Annotated in this window: 16 protein-coding genes; 8 read left to right on the top strand and 8 right to left on the bottom strand. The window is 66.4% G+C overall.

What is annotated here, in order from left to right:
* The first annotated feature begins 42 nt into the window (after nucleotides 1–42).
* Together ACXMDM_RS04965 and thyX are read left to right on the top strand one after the other, a co-directional pair.
* Entirely contained in the window at nucleotides 43–597 is a 555-nt protein-coding gene (locus ACXMDM_RS04965) for a thioredoxin domain-containing protein (protein WP_071802107.1), read from the top strand.
* Between the two features lie 52 nt (nucleotides 598–649).
* Nucleotides 650–1,372 (top strand): FAD-dependent thymidylate synthase, encoded by a 723-nt coding sequence (gene thyX / locus ACXMDM_RS04960; protein ID WP_071800838.1) that lies wholly within the window; start codon nucleotides 650–652, stop codon nucleotides 1,370–1,372.
* A gap of 41 nt (nucleotides 1,373–1,413) precedes the next feature.
* Here thyX and dcd read toward each other — a convergent pair whose 3' ends face one another.
* Together dcd and ACXMDM_RS04950 are read right to left on the bottom strand one after the other, a co-directional pair.
* Entirely contained in the window at nucleotides 1,414–2,007 is a 594-nt protein-coding gene (gene dcd / locus ACXMDM_RS04955) for a dCTP deaminase (protein ID WP_071800837.1), read from the bottom strand.
* On the bottom strand, nucleotides 2,008–2,610 hold the full coding sequence (locus ACXMDM_RS04950; protein ID WP_071800836.1) for a cob(I)yrinic acid a,c-diamide adenosyltransferase: 603 nt from the start codon (nucleotides 2,608–2,610) through the stop codon (nucleotides 2,008–2,010).
* A gap of 212 nt (nucleotides 2,611–2,822) precedes the next feature.
* Between ACXMDM_RS04950 and ntcA the strand changes: the two genes are divergently transcribed.
* Genes ntcA through ACXMDM_RS04935 form a run of 3 tightly spaced genes read left to right on the top strand, consistent with a single transcriptional unit; the run spans nucleotide 2,823 to nucleotide 5,337 of the window.
* Nucleotides 2,823–3,551 carry a global nitrogen regulator NtcA gene (gene ntcA / locus ACXMDM_RS04945; protein WP_259723403.1) on the top strand — a complete coding sequence of 243 codons (729 nt, stop codon included), beginning with the start codon at nucleotides 2,823–2,825 and terminating at the stop codon, nucleotides 3,549–3,551.
* Between the two features lie 59 nt (nucleotides 3,552–3,610).
* The gene (locus ACXMDM_RS04940; protein WP_259723402.1) at nucleotides 3,611–4,873 is read left to right on the top strand and encodes a DUF3084 family protein; all 1,263 of its coding nucleotides are present in this window, start codon (nucleotides 3,611–3,613) and stop codon (nucleotides 4,871–4,873) included.
* Nucleotides 4,870–5,337 carry a RuvC family protein gene (locus ACXMDM_RS04935; RefSeq protein ID WP_259723401.1) on the top strand — a complete coding sequence of 156 codons (468 nt, stop codon included), beginning with the start codon at nucleotides 4,870–4,872 and terminating at the stop codon, nucleotides 5,335–5,337. Before ACXMDM_RS04940 ends, ACXMDM_RS04935 begins: the two co-directional genes overlap by 4 nt.
* A gap of 15 nt (nucleotides 5,338–5,352) precedes the next feature.
* Here ACXMDM_RS04935 and ACXMDM_RS04930 read toward each other — a convergent pair whose 3' ends face one another.
* From ACXMDM_RS04930 to psbH, 4 genes are all read right to left on the bottom strand, one after another.
* Nucleotides 5,353–5,610 carry a DUF3146 family protein gene (locus ACXMDM_RS04930; protein ID WP_071800832.1) on the bottom strand — a complete coding sequence of 86 codons (258 nt, stop codon included), beginning with the start codon at nucleotides 5,608–5,610 and terminating at the stop codon, nucleotides 5,353–5,355.
* A 36-nt stretch (nucleotides 5,611–5,646) separates the two neighbouring features.
* Nucleotides 5,647–6,273, bottom strand: a complete 627-nt coding sequence (gene pth / locus ACXMDM_RS04925; protein WP_071800831.1) for an aminoacyl-tRNA hydrolase — start codon at nucleotides 6,271–6,273, stop codon at nucleotides 5,647–5,649.
* Between the two features lie 124 nt (nucleotides 6,274–6,397).
* The gene (locus tag ACXMDM_RS04920) at nucleotides 6,398–6,910 is read right to left on the bottom strand and encodes a TatA/E family twin arginine-targeting protein translocase (RefSeq protein WP_259723400.1); all 513 of its coding nucleotides are present in this window, start codon (nucleotides 6,908–6,910) and stop codon (nucleotides 6,398–6,400) included.
* Nucleotides 6,911–6,944: 34 nt separating this feature from the next.
* Nucleotides 6,945–7,145 (bottom strand): photosystem II reaction center phosphoprotein PsbH, encoded by a 201-nt coding sequence (gene psbH / locus ACXMDM_RS04915; RefSeq protein WP_071800830.1) that lies wholly within the window; start codon nucleotides 7,143–7,145, stop codon nucleotides 6,945–6,947.
* A 131-nt stretch (nucleotides 7,146–7,276) separates the two neighbouring features.
* Here psbH and psbN point away from each other — a divergent pair, with 131 nt between their 5' ends.
* Nucleotides 7,277–7,417, top strand: a complete 141-nt coding sequence (gene psbN, locus ACXMDM_RS04910; RefSeq protein WP_071800829.1) for a photosystem II reaction center protein PsbN — start codon at nucleotides 7,277–7,279, stop codon at nucleotides 7,415–7,417.
* Here the strand turns inward: psbN and ACXMDM_RS04905 are convergent.
* Nucleotides 7,405–10,521: an alpha-mannosidase gene (locus ACXMDM_RS04905; RefSeq protein WP_071800828.1), complete on the bottom strand. Its 3,117-nt coding sequence runs from the start codon at nucleotides 10,519–10,521 to the stop codon at nucleotides 7,405–7,407. The two genes, psbN and ACXMDM_RS04905, sit on opposite strands and share 13 nt — an antisense overlap.
* Nucleotides 10,522–10,621: 100 nt before the next feature.
* On the opposite strand from ACXMDM_RS04905, the gene ACXMDM_RS04900 reads away from it, so the two are divergent.
* Nucleotides 10,622–10,741: a photosystem II reaction center protein I gene (locus ACXMDM_RS04900; protein WP_071800827.1), complete on the top strand. Its 120-nt coding sequence runs from the start codon at nucleotides 10,622–10,624 to the stop codon at nucleotides 10,739–10,741.
* A gap of 528 nt (nucleotides 10,742–11,269) precedes the next feature.
* Entirely contained in the window at nucleotides 11,270–14,158 is a 2,889-nt protein-coding gene (locus tag ACXMDM_RS04895; protein ID WP_071800825.1) for a DUF3769 domain-containing protein, read from the top strand.
* 7 nt (nucleotides 14,159–14,165) lie between these two features.
* Here ACXMDM_RS04895 and ACXMDM_RS04890 read toward each other — a convergent pair whose 3' ends face one another.
* On the bottom strand, nucleotides 14,166–14,834 hold the full coding sequence (locus ACXMDM_RS04890; protein WP_071800824.1) for a 3-isopropylmalate dehydratase small subunit: 669 nt from the start codon (nucleotides 14,832–14,834) through the stop codon (nucleotides 14,166–14,168).
* Between the last annotated feature and the right edge of the window lie 7 nt (nucleotides 14,835–14,841).

Here is a 14,841-nt window from a genome sequence, read left to right as displayed (position 1 = left end):
CTGCCAGAGTGCAGACCAGCTGACCAACTTTTGGCCGAAGCGATGGGCGCATCGAACAACCGTGACCCGGCCCTGCCGCTGCTCGGTCGCAGGGAGAGGGTGTTGTTGGCGGCGATCGCCGCCGCCCTCGGTCTGCTGCTGTTCCAGCTGCGCGGCGGACTGCATCCCCAGGCACCCCTGGAGCAGATGGCTCGTCGCTCCCTGGAGCTGCCGGTGGCGTTGGCCAATGGCCGCCCGACGATCCTGGAGTTCTACGCCGACTGGTGTGAGGTGTGCCGGACGATGGCACCGGCGATGGAAGCGATCGAAACCGAGCATCGCGGCGCCGTCGACCTGGTGCTGCTGAATGTGGACAACCCCCGTTGGAGCCCTGAGATCGAGCGCTACGGCGTCAACGGCATCCCCCAGCTGGAGTTTTTCGACAAAGACGGCCAGGTGGTCGGCCGCTCGCTCGGCGGCCGCAGCCAGCTTGAACTCGAAACCATCGCCACCGCCCTGATCGATGGCACCCCCCTGCCGGATCTGGCGGGAATCGGCACGGTCAGCAGGCTGGAGGAGACCATCTCCCCCCTGGCGGGCCCGCGCAGCCACGGTTAAGCGCCCTTGAGCGCCCTAGCCCCCACCACTCCACCACCAACCGTTTGCCGCCATGGACCGCTTCCGGGTCGAGCTGATTGCCGCCACCCCCAATCCGCAGCTGTGCGTCTACGCCGGCATGCACCAGGACTATTGCGAAGGGTTCGTGGCTGCCGATCGCAGCGCCTGGCCCGATGAGACCAGCGCTGGTGAGATCTGCGTCAAACGGCTGCTGGCCGGGGAACGGGGGCACTACGGACCCATGGAACATGCCCAGATCGTGCTCAACGTGGGCTGGTTCCCCCACTCGGTGATGCAGCAGGCCCGCACCCACCGGGTGGGCGTGAGCTTCGATGTGCAGTCGATGCGCTACACGGGCGAGCGGATCTGTCGGGCCGCCAATGGCGAACTTGAGCTCGAGGAGGTGTTTTATTTACGGCCGGTCGGCAGCTACAGCGACCGCCAGGGCAAGAAGTACGCCTACACCGAGGAGCAACGGCAGGTCGACCTGGCCCTGTGCCTGGCCGCCGCCGAGCGTTACCGCGACCTGCTGGCCGCCGGCTTCGCCGAGGAACATGCCCGGGGCATCCTCCCCTTCGACTACCGCCAGCACTTCGTGGTCAGTTTCACCCTGCGGGCGTTGCTGCACTTTCTCGATCTGCGCGCCAAGCTCGATGCCCAGCTGGAAATTCGCCAGCTCTGCGACCTGATCTGGCCCCATCTCGAAACCTGGGCGCCGGAATTTGCCGCCTGGTACGAGAAAAGCCGCCTGCACAAAGCCCGCCTAGCCCCCTGATCTGGGCTGGCTGAGCAAGCAGTGCCGGGCGTTCAAGTGGTTCACATTCGGGCGAGGGTCACCCGCTCGGGCTGGTCTTGATATTTGCCCTGGCGATCGCTGTAGGTGGTGTCGCAGGGGTCGCCTTCAAAGAACAGCAGCTGGCAAATGCCCTCGTTGGCATAGATGCGGCAGTCGGCACCGGAAGAATTACTGAACTCCAGGGTGAGGTGCCCCTCCCAGCTCGCTTCGGCCGGCGTGGTGTTGACGATGATTCCCAGGCGGGCATAGGTGCTCTTGCCAAGGCAGATCACGGTGATGTTGGGCGGCACCCGCAGCCGCTCCAAGGCCACACCCAGGCCGTAGGAATGGGCCGGAAGAATGAAGGAGTCGCCGTCCTCGTCGTGGTGGAGCGCGGCAGGTTCGAGGTTGGCAGGATTGAACCGCTTGGGGTTCATCACCGTGCCCGGCACATGCCGAAAGATCAGGAATTCGTTAGCCGAAAGGCGCAGGTCGTAGCCGTAGGAGGAGCAGCCGAAGCTCAGTACCGGCCGGCCCGCCGCTTGCGGATCGAGGTGACGCACCAGGCTGGCCTGGAACGGTTCGATCATGCCCTCCGCGGCCTGGGCGTTGATCCAGCGGTCACACTTGAGCATCTAGGCACCCCGGCACAACTGGGTGACCTGATCGGCCATCGCGATCAGGTCGGCTGGCATAGACGGCCCGGTGAGGATCACATCGAGCTGGGCTGGTCGTTGCTCCAGGGTGGACACCACGTCATCGGCCGGAAGGTAGCCCAGGGCGATCGCCAGGCCGAGTTCGTCGAGCACTACCAGGTCGACGGCGCCGGCGAGCAGCTGCTCGCGGCTGAAGGTCCAGGCCGCCTCGACCGCGCGCCGATCGGCCGGATCGGTGAGCGGATCAGCGGCTGGATGGATCAGGCAGCTGCTCAGCGCTGGCCGCATCCACTGGAGGCGTCCGCACAGCCAGAGACTGCGCTCCGGGCCCTGGTCGACGCCGCCTTTGAGAAACTGGCTGATCAGGACCCGGCTGCCCAGTCCGGCCGTGCGCAGGGCCTGGCTGAACACACCACTAAAACTGCCACGAAAGGCCGCGGTGTGAACCTGCAGCAATCCTTCGGGCCGGGCCGCTGTGACCTGCTGCGGGGGGAGGGGTGGCAGGGCCGGTGGGCGCACCTGGGCCAGGGGCCGCAACGGATGGCGGGCCTCCTGGTGAGGGGTGATCAGGCTGGCCGTCATCAACACCCCGCTGGGCACGCGAAACCGAATGTAGCGGTGTCGAGCCCGGAAACAAGCGGCAGGCACCATCCCTAGCGCAAACAGGCGTACTACTGCCTGGGCTTGCGCTCATGGGAATGCCTGCCAGCCTGGGTGGATCCAAGGGATTAGTGTCGATTGCTACGTGGCCTGACCTGGGCGATCCGTAGCTTCCGTTCACTCGTCTCGCCGTCATGGTCGGCGCAATGCGCGGATTTAGCCGCACCAGCACCACCCCAGCACTGACGACCACCGGCGTCGGCTCCACGGCCAGCGGAGCCACCACCCTGCTTGAAGTGATGCGTGGCCTCAGTGGCTGCACCCTTGAGGCAGTGGAGCGGGGCAAAACAATCTTCTTCCCTGGCGATCCAGCCGAGCGGGTCTATCTCCTCCTCCGCGGAGCCGTTCGCCTCTCCAGGGTTTACGAATCCGGTGAGGAGATCACCGTGGCGTTGTTGCGCGGAAACAGCCTGTTCGGGGTGCTCTCGCTGCTCACCGGCCAACGCTCCGATCGCTTCTATCACGCCGTTGCCTTCACCCGGGTGGAGATGGTCGCGGCACCGGCCACCTCGGTGCGTCGGGCGATCGAGCAGGACGCCAGCGTCGGGCTTCTGCTGTTGCAGGGCCTCTCCTCGCGCATCCTCCAGACCGAAACGATGATCGAAACCCTCACCCACCGGGACATGTCGTCCCGGCTGGTGAGCTTTCTGCTGGTGCTCTGCCGTGACTTCGGCGTGCCGGGTGCCGAAGGGATCACCATTGATCTGCGCCTCTCGCACCAATCAATCGCCGAAGCGATCGGCTCCACCCGCGTCACGATCACCCGCTTGCTCGGCGACCTCCGCCAGGCCGGCCTGGTCCAGGTGGACCGCAAGAAAATCACCGTCTTCGATCCGGTGGCCCTGGCGAAACGATTCAGCTGAGCTGGCCACAGCAGCGCCGCAACCCGCGGCACCGATACTGGAGCTCCTCGAGCTGAACCGTGTCCGGCTGGCTGCTGATCCTCGCTCTGCTGGTGCTGGGTGGCGTGCTGGCCACCCTGGGCGATCGGCTTGGCAGCCGGGTTGGCAAGGCCAGGCTCAGCCTGTTCAATCTGCGCCCCCGCAAAACCGCCGTACTGATCACGGTGCTCACCGGCAGCCTGATCAGCGCGGTGTCGCTGGGGCTGATGCTCGCGGTCAGCGAGCGCCTGCGGGTGGGGCTGTTTGAACTCGACAGCCTGGAGCAGAAACTGCGTGACAGCCGCAGCGCCCTTGATCGCAGCGCCGAGGCCTTAAAAAGCAGCAAAGCCGCCCTGGAACGCAGCACCACGGCCCAGCGCCAGGCCCAGCGGGGGGTGGTCCGGGCCGAACAGGGCCGTCAGCAGGCACGCCAGCAACTGGCCTCCGTCGAAGTTCAGGCCCAGCGCCTGCGCAGCGAACTGAAACCCCTGCAGGATCAGCGCAAGCAACTGATCAGCGAGCGCGACCGGCTCAACCGTGACATCGCCAGCCGGGATCAGGACATCCGCCGCAACGAAGCAGAACTCTCCAGGGTCAGGCAGCAGATCAGCGCCGGCGAAGCCGAACTCAAGTCGCTGGAGGAGAACCTGATCGCCTTCAGGCGCGGGGACGTGGTGATCAGCAGCGGCCAGACGCTCGCCACCGTCAAGGTCGCCATCCAGCGGCGAGCGGAGGCCAAGCCCGTGATCGAAGAGCTGCTGCGCCAAGCCAACCTGGCCGCCTTCGATCGGGTCCTGCCGGGAACAGCGCCCGATCGCCAGATGCTGCTCGTTCCCCGTGGCGATATCGAAAGACTGGAAGGCCTGATCAGCCAGGGAGGTGCCTGGGTGGTGAGCATCCGCTCCGCCGCCAACGTGCTGCGGGGCGAGCGCCAGGTGCTGGCCTTTCCCGATCTGCGCCCGAACCGTCAGGTGATGCGCGCCGGTGAGGTGATGGCCACCACCAATCTCGAGGGGGAGGAGCTCTCGCCGAATCAGGTGCGCAACCGGCTCAACCTGCTACTGGCGGCCTCCTTCGCCAAAGCACAGCGCCAGGGATCCGTGGTCGATGGGGTTCAGTTCGATGTGAATCTGTTCAACCAGCTCGGCCGTGAGCTCAGCGAGCGAACGGCCGGTCAGAGCGTCAAGCTCGAAGCGGTGGCACTGCGGAATGCCGACACCGCCGATCCGATCTTCCTGGAGCTGCGTCGTGTGGGGGGAGAAAGCAGTGGGGACGCTGTTCAGCCCCAGCCCCGGCGACCATGAGCCAGCTGCCCGCGCACGGAGCGCTTGCCGGCATCGACCCGGGCCGGAGCAAGTGTGGTCTGGTCCGCAGCGACCCTGACCGCCAGCGGATCGAGGTGGCCTTGATCCTCACCCCGGAGGACACCAGAAGGGAGCTCGACACCTGGCTGCAAGAGCGCCTGCTTGGCGCGATCCTGCTGGGCAATGGCACCGGCAGCAGGGCCTGGCTGGAGCAGCTGGCGCCCCTCGCTCCGGTGCTGCTGATCGAGGAACGGGGCAGCACCCTGGCGGCCCGTTCGCGCTACTGGCAGCTGTTCCCGGCACGGGGCTGGAGGCGGTTGCTGCCGATGGGCCTGCGCCAGCCACCACGGCCCTGGGACGACGTCGTCGCCCAGTTGTTGGTGGAGCAGGCCTTGGGCCACCGCCTTGAGCGCGAGACTGGAGGCGACAGGCTGGGGGCACTGGGCCACGGACCTAGAACCTGAACCTAAAACCTGGACTTAGATCTTCGCCCGGACCGTAAAGGCGTAATCGCTGCCTGGTTCGAGCTGGTAGTCGGCCTTGAGCAGAAACCGCAGCAGCGCGTCCTGGATCAGGGCACGGCCGAGCGAGGGCTCCACACTCAGCTCGCCGCGGTCGAAGGCCCAGCGAAACGACCACTGAAATCCGCCCGCCACCACCTCGCCCTCCACCAGCTTCTGGCTGAAGCTCTGATGCAGCACCCGCAGCTGGGCGGTGGTGGCAGGCAGGCGACTCACGGCACGGGGTCGGCGAACAGGATGGGGAGCGCCCCGTCAGGCGGGGTTGGGTTGAAAGCTGTTGAGGCGGTTGCCGGCCCGCTCGTAGCCGAGACGCTGAATCAGGCCGATGCCAGCCAGTACCTCCTCGAGCACGGCATCGACCACAGGACCTTCGGCGGCGGAGAAACGGCCCAGCACATGGGAGACGGTGCGCTCCCTGCGCACGGCAGGATCGAGCGATGGGGCACCGATGCCGATGCGCAGTCGGGCGAACTGCTGGCTGCCGAGTTGCTCGATGGTGCTGCGCAGGCCGTTATGGCCGCCGGCGCCACCCTCGCGGCGCAGCCGCAGGCGGCCCAGAGGCAGGTCCATGTCGTCAACGAGTACCAGCAACTGGTGGGGCTTCAGATCAAACCAGTCGAGAGTGGCACGAATCGACCAACCGCTTTCGTTCATGAATGTGGTGGGCATCAGCAAGCGCAGGCGCCGAGCGCCCTGACGCAGGTCGGCGACCTCTCCCTTCAGTTTGGTGTTGACCCGAAAACTGACGCCTTCGGCCTGGGCCAGGCGCTGCAGGGCCATGAAGCCGACGTTGTGGCGAGTTTTGGCATAGTTGCTGCCCGGATTTCCCAACCCCACCAACAACTGGAGATCCCCAGCGGGGGCAGGAGCGGCAGTCATCGGGCCATGCGGGTGAAGCTCAGTCGCTGCGGCGCTGTGGTGGCGAGCCGAAGGGCGACCGGAATACTCAAACGCCATTGCCAAACCTTTCGGCAAGGCCGCTTGAGGAAGCCGCCCGGCCCGATCAGGACGGCGAGACCGGCAAGGATTCAGGGGGCAATTCTGCCGAAGCAGACTCTGAAGCAGGCTGCGCTGATGCAGACCGTTCTAAAGTGGACTGTTCTGAAGCAGGCCGTTCTGAAGCAGGGACAGAACCGCTGATGGTCTCCGCTTCAGGCGTCACAGGCAGCTCAACGGGCCGGCCACTGGACGAAGCCGTTGGCGGGGCGACAGCGGCTTCGGCGGACGTGGCTTCAGAGGAAGCAGCTTGCAGCGAAGCCGCTTCTGAGGCGCGAGCCTCGGAGACGAGCGGCTCAGCGGACTGAGCCATGGCCTGGCTGGTGGGTTGGGCCGTGACCGTTTCGGTATCGATCGCCTGGCGGAATTCCTGCTCGAACTCCCGGGAAGCCGACTGAAAACCTTTAAGAGTGCGCCCAAGGGTGCGCCCAAGCTCCGGCAGGCGTTTGGGACCAAACACCAACAAGCCGACAGCAGCGATCACTGCGATCTCCGGAAGACCGATCCCGAAAAAATTCATGGCCAGAGGGCGATGGAGCAGGAGCGCAGATCGCTCAGCCGAGGCCGTTCCAGTTCACCGTGATCCCATCGAGCAACAACGACTTGTTGTACAGCTGCAGGATCACCAGCAGAAAGACCAGGAACAGAACCATGAAGATGCCCATCACCGGGGTCGTCCCCCAACCCGGCACGACCTTGCCGTACTCGGAATTGAGCGGGCGAAGCAGGTTCCCCAAGGGAGTGCGTTGGGCCATGGCGGCTGAACCTCTCTGACACAGGTGTCTGGGTCGTTACTGTAAAGCTCCCGCCGCTGCACCGAGCCGCCAGGGTCGAGAGTTGTGATGGAACAACCGGCCCTGTCCTGCCCGTCTCCCAGCCCCCACCTGTGACAGAAACCTCCCCCGCCCTTTCGATCGCGATCACCGTGCTGCTGGCGCTTCTGGCGCTGACAGGTTTTGGCGTGTACCTGGCCTTCGGTCCGCCCTCCAAGGGCCTCACCGACCCGTTCGACGATCACGACGACTGAGCCCGAATCCGCCAGGTCACCAACTCCCAGGGCCCGAGCCGCTCCGGCCCCGCTGACGCCCAGCGGCCAGCAGTGCTTCGTTGACCGGCATTCAGGCGCCCCAGTAGCTGCCACCTCCCGCCGAGCGCCAAGGTCTGGCGACAGGGCGAGAGGTTCTGGGCTGTGAGTTGCAACACGCCCTGCTCCGGATCCGGGCGCAGGGCCACCAGCTGCAGCGCTCGGCTGCCCAGGTCAAGAATCCGCCGCCAGCCCGCCGGCCCGGCCGCCATTCCCGGCGGGGCTGGCCGCAGCCAGAGAGGCTCCCGGAACTGCACCGCCGCGGCCGGCACCGCCGCCTGGCGCCAGCCACCCGGGCAGGGGCAGAGGGCAAGCCGCAGCCGTTGCACGCCCTGATCGGCACCAGGATCAGGCCAGCTGGGGCTGCGCAGCAACGACACCCCCAGCGCCTGCGGGCCGGCCGACACACCCTGGGGGCCATCGAGCAGCACCGCCAGTCCACCGTCAGCGGCCTGGCTGGCCACCCAGCTGATGGCAGGGACCTCCCAGCGGCTGGCCTCCCGCGGCGTGCAGACCCGGGCGGGCCGCTCCAGCACGCCACCAGAGGTGTCCGCCGCCCAGCGCAAGGCCTGCTGCTGCAGGGGCAGCTCGAGCCGCAACAGCTCATGGCGCTGGCGCCAGTCGACCCGCAAGGTCAGCTCAAGCCAGGGGCTGCCGGCCAGCAACTGCAGATCCAGCCGCAGGGCACTGCTGCCGCACTGGCCGCGCCAGACCAGTCGGCAGCAGAGCGGCCCCTGTTCAGCCACCTGGAGCTCGCCCTGCCAGCTCAGGGGCAGGGGGTGATCGCGGTAGTCCCCGGCCAGATCCCAGGCATCCCAGAATTCGCCGCGATCCCGCCAGCGGCGCCATTCGAGCGGGCTGGCAAGCTGGGGAAGGGCGTCGGCACCCCAAAGCTGCTCCACCCCGGCGGGGCCGAGTTCGGCGCGGACCAGCCCATTGCCCAGCCGCCAACGGGCACCAGCTGATCCGTCTGCGCGCTGCAGGGTGACGGGTCCTTCGATGGCGCCGGGCAACATCTCGTCCATCCCGTTCATGGCCAGCGCCGTGCCTCCGGCTGACGCCTCAGTCATCGCGCCGGCAGAGACCAGACGACGCAGGGCCAGCGCCGCCACCCCACCAGCGCTGGCGAGCTGCACCCACTCCCCCCCGGCCGCCGTCGGCTGGCTGGGGAGGCGCTGATCACCCTGCCACCAAACCCCCTTCGGCAAACGCACCGTGCGGAAGGCCGCCGGCAGGGCTTGCAGGCACGCGAGCCACCAGAGCTGGCCGGGCCCTGCCGGCGCTGCCGGTCCGGCGCCACTCAGCCAGGCCAGGAGCGCCTGATCGCGCTGGCACCGCGCCTGACGGCGGGCGCGGTGCCACTGGGGTTCGGCCTGCTCGAACACGTCGGGGATGGCGGTGCCCGGCAAAATGTCGTGGAACTGCTGAAACAGCAGCGCTCGCCAGTCGACCGTGTCCGCTGGCGGGGCAGACTCAGGGGGTTGGCCAGCGGTTGCAACCGGAATGGCCCAGAGCAAGGCGCCCACCAGATCCGCCTCCCGCAGCAGACGCTCCAGGCTGCGGTTGTGACGCTTCTGATCCGGCCGACTGGTGGCACAGCCGCGGTGCAATTCCAGGTAGAGCTCGTCGCGCCAGACCGGCAGTTGCTCGCGGTGCTGCTCCAGGTCGGCCAGGTAGGCCCGCACGGTGCCGTGGCGTTGGACAGCCGCCACCGGCTGGTTTTGCCACAACGCCAATTGCTCCAGCATCTCGGCCGTCGGGCCGCCGCCGTGGTCTCCCACCCCTGGCAGCCAGAGGGCATCCGCACAGCCGGTGGCCTGTTGCCACTCCAGCCGGTAGCGCTCGATCGCCACCGGATCGCCATCGCTGCCGATCGGCGCGGTGACCAGGGTCAGCAGCTCCGCTCCGCAGCGGCCCCGCCAGCGAAACAGTCGATGGGGAAAGGGGTTGGTGGCATTCCAGGCCAGCTTGTGGGTGCAGAACCAGCGCACGCCGGTGGCCGCCGCCACCGGCGGCAAGCCGGCAGCAAAGCCGAAGCTGTCGGGCAACCAGGCCAGCTCATGGGTCCATTCCGGGAAGGCGCGCCGGCTGTAGGCCTGTCCTTCCTGAAACTGGCGCAGCAGCGAAGCCGTGCTGATCAGCACGCAGTCGCTCTCCACCCAGGGGCCGTTGAGGGGTTCCCAGCGTCCGGCCCGCATCGCCCCACGAATCTCTTCGAACAGGGTCGGGCGGTGTTGCTCCAGCCAGGCATAGAGCGCGGGGGTGGAATGGCCGAAATGGAGCTGGGGATGGCGGCGCATCAGCGCCAGGGCAGAGCGGAAGGTGCGCTCGGCGGCCTGCCAGGTGTCGGCCACCGGCCACAACCAGGCCAGATCGAGGTGGGCATGGCCCAGCACCTGAACGGTCCCCGGCGACGGGGTCGTGGAGCGGGCCAGCGCCTCAGCGTCAGCTCGTGAGCCCAGGGTCGCCCCACCCCCCAGGCGTCCGGCCGGCTCGCCAAGGCGGTGGGCCTGACGCAGCTGCTCGAGCTCCAGGCCCGTAGCCAGCAACAGACCCTCCGGGTCGGCTGGCTGCAGGGGCTCCAGCTCCAGGCGGCTGAGGATCAGGGCGCCGTCATCGTGGAGAGGGCTGCGCAGCTCGAGTTCGAGCTCCAGCGGTTCGCCCTGCCACCAGCGGGGGGGGAGCAGCCAGCGGCAGGCGGAGTCGTAGAGATCGCCCCGGTGCACCGCGAGCCCATCGACGCGCAACTGCGCCTCAATGGCCCACCAACGCAGCGCCAGGCGGGCGCCGCAGGCTTGATGGAACCGCCAGGCCTCGGGACAGTGGAGCTGCAACCTGAGCCTCAGGCTGAGGCCGCCCCGCGGCCAGATCAACAGGCCGCGGGCCTGCCAGTCGGGCCGGTGCAGCCCTCCCCAGGGGTCGGCGGCGGCGTTCTGCCAGCACCCGGAAGCCGTGCGGCGCTCCCATTGCGGCAGCAGATCCAGCCTTGAACGTGACTGAAACGTTTCAATCCAGGTGGGAAGTGTCGTTTCCAGGGCCTTGGGCATCGGAGGTGGCCATGGGTGACCCATAGGATGATGCCGCTGCCGAAGGGTCGTTCAGGGCCCACCTGGGGCCTGTCACTCCCTGTCACCCGCCAGACGGACCATGCTCGCTCTCAAGATTTCCGTTTATTCGGTCGTTTTCTTCTTCATCGGCATTTTTGTGTTCGGCTTCCTGGCCAGCGATCCGACCCGCACCCCAAGCCGCAAGGATCTTGAGGATTGAGCCACTCCAGCTGGTCACTCACTAGCTAGCCACCCCCTCCCTAGCCACTCTTTAGCTAGCCACTCTCCAGCTGGTCCATTGATCGGCTCAGCCTTTCCTTGACGTGGCAAGATCAGCCGTTGTTCAGAATCTGCGGTGACTCTGGTCAACCCCATCCACTGGACGATCGGGTTGGTCGGTGCGGCTGGCTTGTTGGGGTCCACAGCTCACGCGCAGGTTGACCCTCTGCCTGGCATTAAGGAGGCGGGCTCTGCTCTGGATGCAGACTCTGCCCTGGAAGTACGCACCCCAGCCAGCCAGCTGCCCGCTGGAACGCCAGCTGCTCAGGCAGAAGTTGGCGATCGAGAGGTCGGCGATCCAAAAAAGAGCACCGATCCGGAACTCAGGGATCCAAAAACAGGCGACCCTGCCACCAGCGCTGACCCGAGTGGATCCTGGCAAGCACCTCCCAGCCAGAAGCCGCCGAACCCACTCCTAAGCAGCCCGCTGGCTAACCAGCCAGGCAGCCCATCGGCCGATCCTGCGGCAATGGGCCCCGAGCTGGCAGAACCAGTGGACACGCCGGAGTCGCTGGCCAAGGTGCTTGAGATCACAGCCGATCAGCAGGGCTTTGACCAGCTGATCCAGCGCTTTGTCGCGACGGGGAATGTCAAAGCTGTGTTGGCCGGTGGCCGGCTGATGGCGGAACGCCTCGAGTACGACACCACGAACCGCACGGTTTATGCCAGCGGCAGTGTGCGCTTCCGGCGCGGCAACCAGTACTTCCAGGCCAGCCGCCTGCGCTTCAGCCTGATCGAGGCGACCGGCGAGATGGAGGACGTCTATGGGGTCCTGGATCTCAGCACCAGCGAGGTGGATCTCAATCCAGAGCTGCCGGTCTCCACACCCCTGCCGGACCCTGAGCCGATCGCCTGCCCGACCATTTTGCCGCCGGTCCCGGATTGGCACCCCCATCCCTGGGCGGCCACCCTCTGGGGCGGGCAATTGTTCGACGCCAATTTCGGTGACACCTTCAAGTTCAAGGGCCAGCTCAGGGAGGAGCTGCTGCTCGGCGCAGGCCTGCAGCGGCGGCTGATCAAGGCAGGACCGTTTGCCCTTGAACTGGATTTCACGGCCCTCGGCCACTGGGCCGCCGCCCAGAGAGGCAGCGGCTTCACCAGCCGCTTCACCAACGACGCCTCAGGGCAGCGGACCGCCGCCCAGAGCTTCGGCGAGTTCACAGCAGGCATCGGCCTGCGGGCCTGGCTGCAGCCCTGGCTGAATGTGGGCGTTGTCCAGGGCGTGAGCGTCACCACCAGCCTCAGCAACTTTGAGGACACCTTCCGCGAACGATCGTCCCGGATTCTCAATTACCTGGGTTTCGAGGTGGAGGGATCCTTCTCCCCGCAATGGTCGGTGGTGGGGCGCATCCACCATCGCTCGGGTGCCTTCGGGACCTTCAACGGCGTCAAGGAAGGCAGCAATGCCTATCTTCTGGGGCTGCGCTACCGCTTTGGCGAAGATGCCACCCCGAAAGCCGCCCTGCAGGCGGCAGCGTCAATGCCGCCCGCCAAAGGCTGCCCGAATCGCCCGGAGGAGCCCCCGGAGCGGCCGCGCTCGCTGCCCGAGGCCCTAGAGCAAGCGGCGATGGGCGGAGGAGCGCCCAAGCTTTTTCCAGAAGCTGGGGCTGAACCCAGGTCCCAAGCCCCTGAAACAACCCAGGGGCCGCTACCAGCTCCGAAGAAGCCCTCCTTCCTCAACCTGCGTCAGCAAGAACGTGAGCGGGACGAGGCGATCGCCACGATCGAGCAGCGCATCAGCAACGTTCAGGCCCGGGAGGGACTGGTGCTGAACCGTCAGTTTTCCGTACCCGGCGGAACCGACCTGACCGAGGGCGAGCAGAACAGCAATTTCGGTCCTGCCACTCCCCCCCAGGTGCGCCGTCTGCGCAGCAACAGGCAGCAGGGTCTGGTCCAGGGCACCCTGACGCGGCTGCGCTTTCAGTCGCCGCGCATCCAGATGACCAACACCGACTGGCGCGCCAACCGGGTCAGCTTTAGCAACGATCCCTTCACCCCAGCCCAGGTGTGGATGGACGCCGAGAACGTGGTGGCCGTCCAAGAGGAGAACGGCGACACGGTGATCCGCGCCAACCGCAACCGCCTGATTTTTGAGGATCGTCTGTCGGTCCCCGTGGCGAGCAGCACCCGCATCCAGCAGGAACAGGAGGTGGAAAACCGCTGGGTGTTCGGTTTCGACGAGGAGGACCGCGACGGCTTTTTCGTCGGCCGCCGCCTCAGACCAATCGGGATCGGATCGACCGGAACTCTGCAACTGGAACCCCAGTTCCTGCTGGAGCGTGCCGTCCAGGGCACAACAAACAGCTACCCGCTGCCAGGAACTTCGGCGGGGTCCTCGTCTGTCGAGCAGGACGCGCAATTGGGGGATCTGTTCGGCCTGGAGGCCCAGCTCAACCTGCCCCTACTGGGCTTCGACGCCGAGTTCAACCTCGATCTCTCCAGCTTCAACCCGGAGAACATCGCCAACGGCACCCGCAGCTGGGGAGAAATGAGCCGGCCGTTGAAGCTACCGCTGCTGGGTGACACGGTGGCACGCCTGTTTGCCGCCTATCGCTTTCGGATCTGGAACGGCTCCCTCGGTGAACAGGATGTCTATTCCGCCTTTGGAGGCTCCCTGGAACAGCAGGGGGTCTTGCCGAATCTGGGACGGCTGAGGAACAGCTATTTCTGGCGGCTCGGCGTCGGCAACTACCAGAGCAACGAATTCATCAACGGCAATGAATCGGATAATTTCGCCCAGCTCTGGCGCGCCAATGCCTTCGGCGCCATCAACAGCTCCCTCAACATCTGGCGAGGCCAAACCTTACCCCTGACCCCGGATGGCGCCCTGCGCTATTCGCCCGTGCCGATCGTGCCGGGCCTGACCTTCAACACCAATCTCTCTGCCGATCTGGCCTACTTCGGCGACGGCACCAATCAGAACGTCCTGTCGTTCTCCGGCGGGCCCACCCTCACCCTGGGGAACTTCAGCAAACCCTATTTCGACTTCACCCAGATCACGCTCACCGGCGGCATCGCCGTGCGTGATGGGCTCAGCCCATTTGGCTTCGATCAGGCCGTTGACCTGGGCACCGTGGGGGTCGGCCTGACCCAGCAACTGGCCGGACCGTTGCTGTTCAACGGGGGGATCGGCCTGAATGTGGATCCATCGTCTCCAAACTATGGCGAGCTGACCGGCTCGTTCGTGGAGCTGCGCTGGCAACGGCGCGCCTATGCCTTAAGCGTGTTCTATAGCCCCTTTGAGGGAATCGGCGGCGTGCGGGTCAGGCTGAACGATTTCGGCTTCAACGGCACCGGCGTACCCTTTGTGCCCTTCCGCCCGGTTGTTCCCGGTCAGCCCCGCGGCCGCTGGTTCTGAGCACGCGTCAGCTAGGGGCGAAATTGACCAAATAAGGCAGTCGCGCCGCCGTAGCGCGCAGCTCCTGATCGTGGGCCACAAGCTGGCTGGTGGCATCCCATTGACCGCTGAGCAACAGATGGCGCGGCCCGGGCGCCATCTCCAGCGGCCAGTGCCGATCGGCAGCCTTCAAGACAGCTGTGACCAGGTCGAGCTGGAAGTCGAGGGCGGGGTCGGCGGTGGAGAGGTCCTGAAGGTCGACGAGGCTGTCATGGCTGACCTGCAGGCAGGGAATCCCCAGCGCCAGGCAGTTGCCAAAGAAGATCTCAGCAAAGCTCTCGCCCACCACCGCCCGGATCCCCCAGCGCATCAGCGATTGGGGGGCATGTTCCCGGCTCGAGCCGCAGCCGAAATTTCGGTTCACAAACAGGATCCGGGCATCCCGGCGCTCAGGCCGATCAAGGGAATGGGCCCCGGCCAGCTCAAGACGGTCGTCGGCAAAGGCCTGTTCCCCCAGGCCCTCGAAGCTGATGCACTTGAGGAAACGAGCCGGAATGATGCGGTCGGTGTCGATGTCATCGCCACTGATCACCGCCGCCTGCCCCTGAACCGAGCGGATCGGACCGGAGGGGAAGGCGGCGTGCGAACGCGGGGGTGAGCTGGGCCGCGAGCTGGTGGGAGAAGTGGAAGTGGTCATTGATGGC

It is taken from the genome of Synechococcus sp. CS-603 (assembly GCF_977929215.1).
The sequence above is the reverse complement of the archived record's forward strand: the minus strand, read 5'-3'. Positions and strand labels throughout refer to the sequence as shown.

Bases quoted from the DNA above. Each gene is read 5' to 3' on its own strand.
- ACXMDM_RS04905 (WP_071800828.1), bottom strand. From the start codon at position 10,521: ATGCCCAAGGCCCTGGAAACGACACTTCCCACCTGGATTGAAACGTTT.
- pth (WP_071800831.1), bottom strand. From the start codon at position 6,273: ATGACTGCCGCTCCTGCCCCCGCTGGGGATCTCCAGTTGTTGGTGGGG.
- ACXMDM_RS04965 (WP_071802107.1), top strand. From the start codon at position 43: ATGGGCGCATCGAACAACCGTGACCCGGCCCTGCCGCTGCTCGGTCGC.
- psbH (WP_071800830.1), bottom strand. From the start codon at position 7,145: ATGGCCCAACGCACTCCCTTGGGGAACCTGCTTCGCCCGCTCAATTCC.
- ACXMDM_RS04920 (WP_259723400.1), bottom strand. From the start codon at position 6,910: ATGAATTTTTTCGGGATCGGTCTTCCGGAGATCGCAGTGATCGCTGCT.
- dcd (WP_071800837.1), bottom strand. From the start codon at position 2,007: ATGCTCAAGTGTGACCGCTGGATCAACGCCCAGGCCGCGGAGGGCATG.
- ACXMDM_RS04950 (WP_071800836.1), bottom strand. From the start codon at position 2,610: ATGACGGCCAGCCTGATCACCCCTCACCAGGAGGCCCGCCATCCGTTG.
- ACXMDM_RS04890 (WP_071800824.1), bottom strand. From the start codon at position 14,834: ATGACCACTTCCACTTCTCCCACCAGCTCGCGGCCCAGCTCACCCCCG.
- ACXMDM_RS04935 (WP_259723401.1), top strand. From the start codon at position 4,870: ATGAGCCAGCTGCCCGCGCACGGAGCGCTTGCCGGCATCGACCCGGGC.
- thyX (WP_071800838.1), top strand. From the start codon at position 650: ATGGACCGCTTCCGGGTCGAGCTGATTGCCGCCACCCCCAATCCGCAG.
- ACXMDM_RS04900 (WP_071800827.1), top strand. From the start codon at position 10,622: ATGCTCGCTCTCAAGATTTCCGTTTATTCGGTCGTTTTCTTCTTCATC.
- ACXMDM_RS04895 (WP_071800825.1), top strand. From the start codon at position 11,270: ATGGGCCCCGAGCTGGCAGAACCAGTGGACACGCCGGAGTCGCTGGCC.
- ntcA (WP_259723403.1), top strand. From the start codon at position 2,823: ATGGTCGGCGCAATGCGCGGATTTAGCCGCACCAGCACCACCCCAGCA.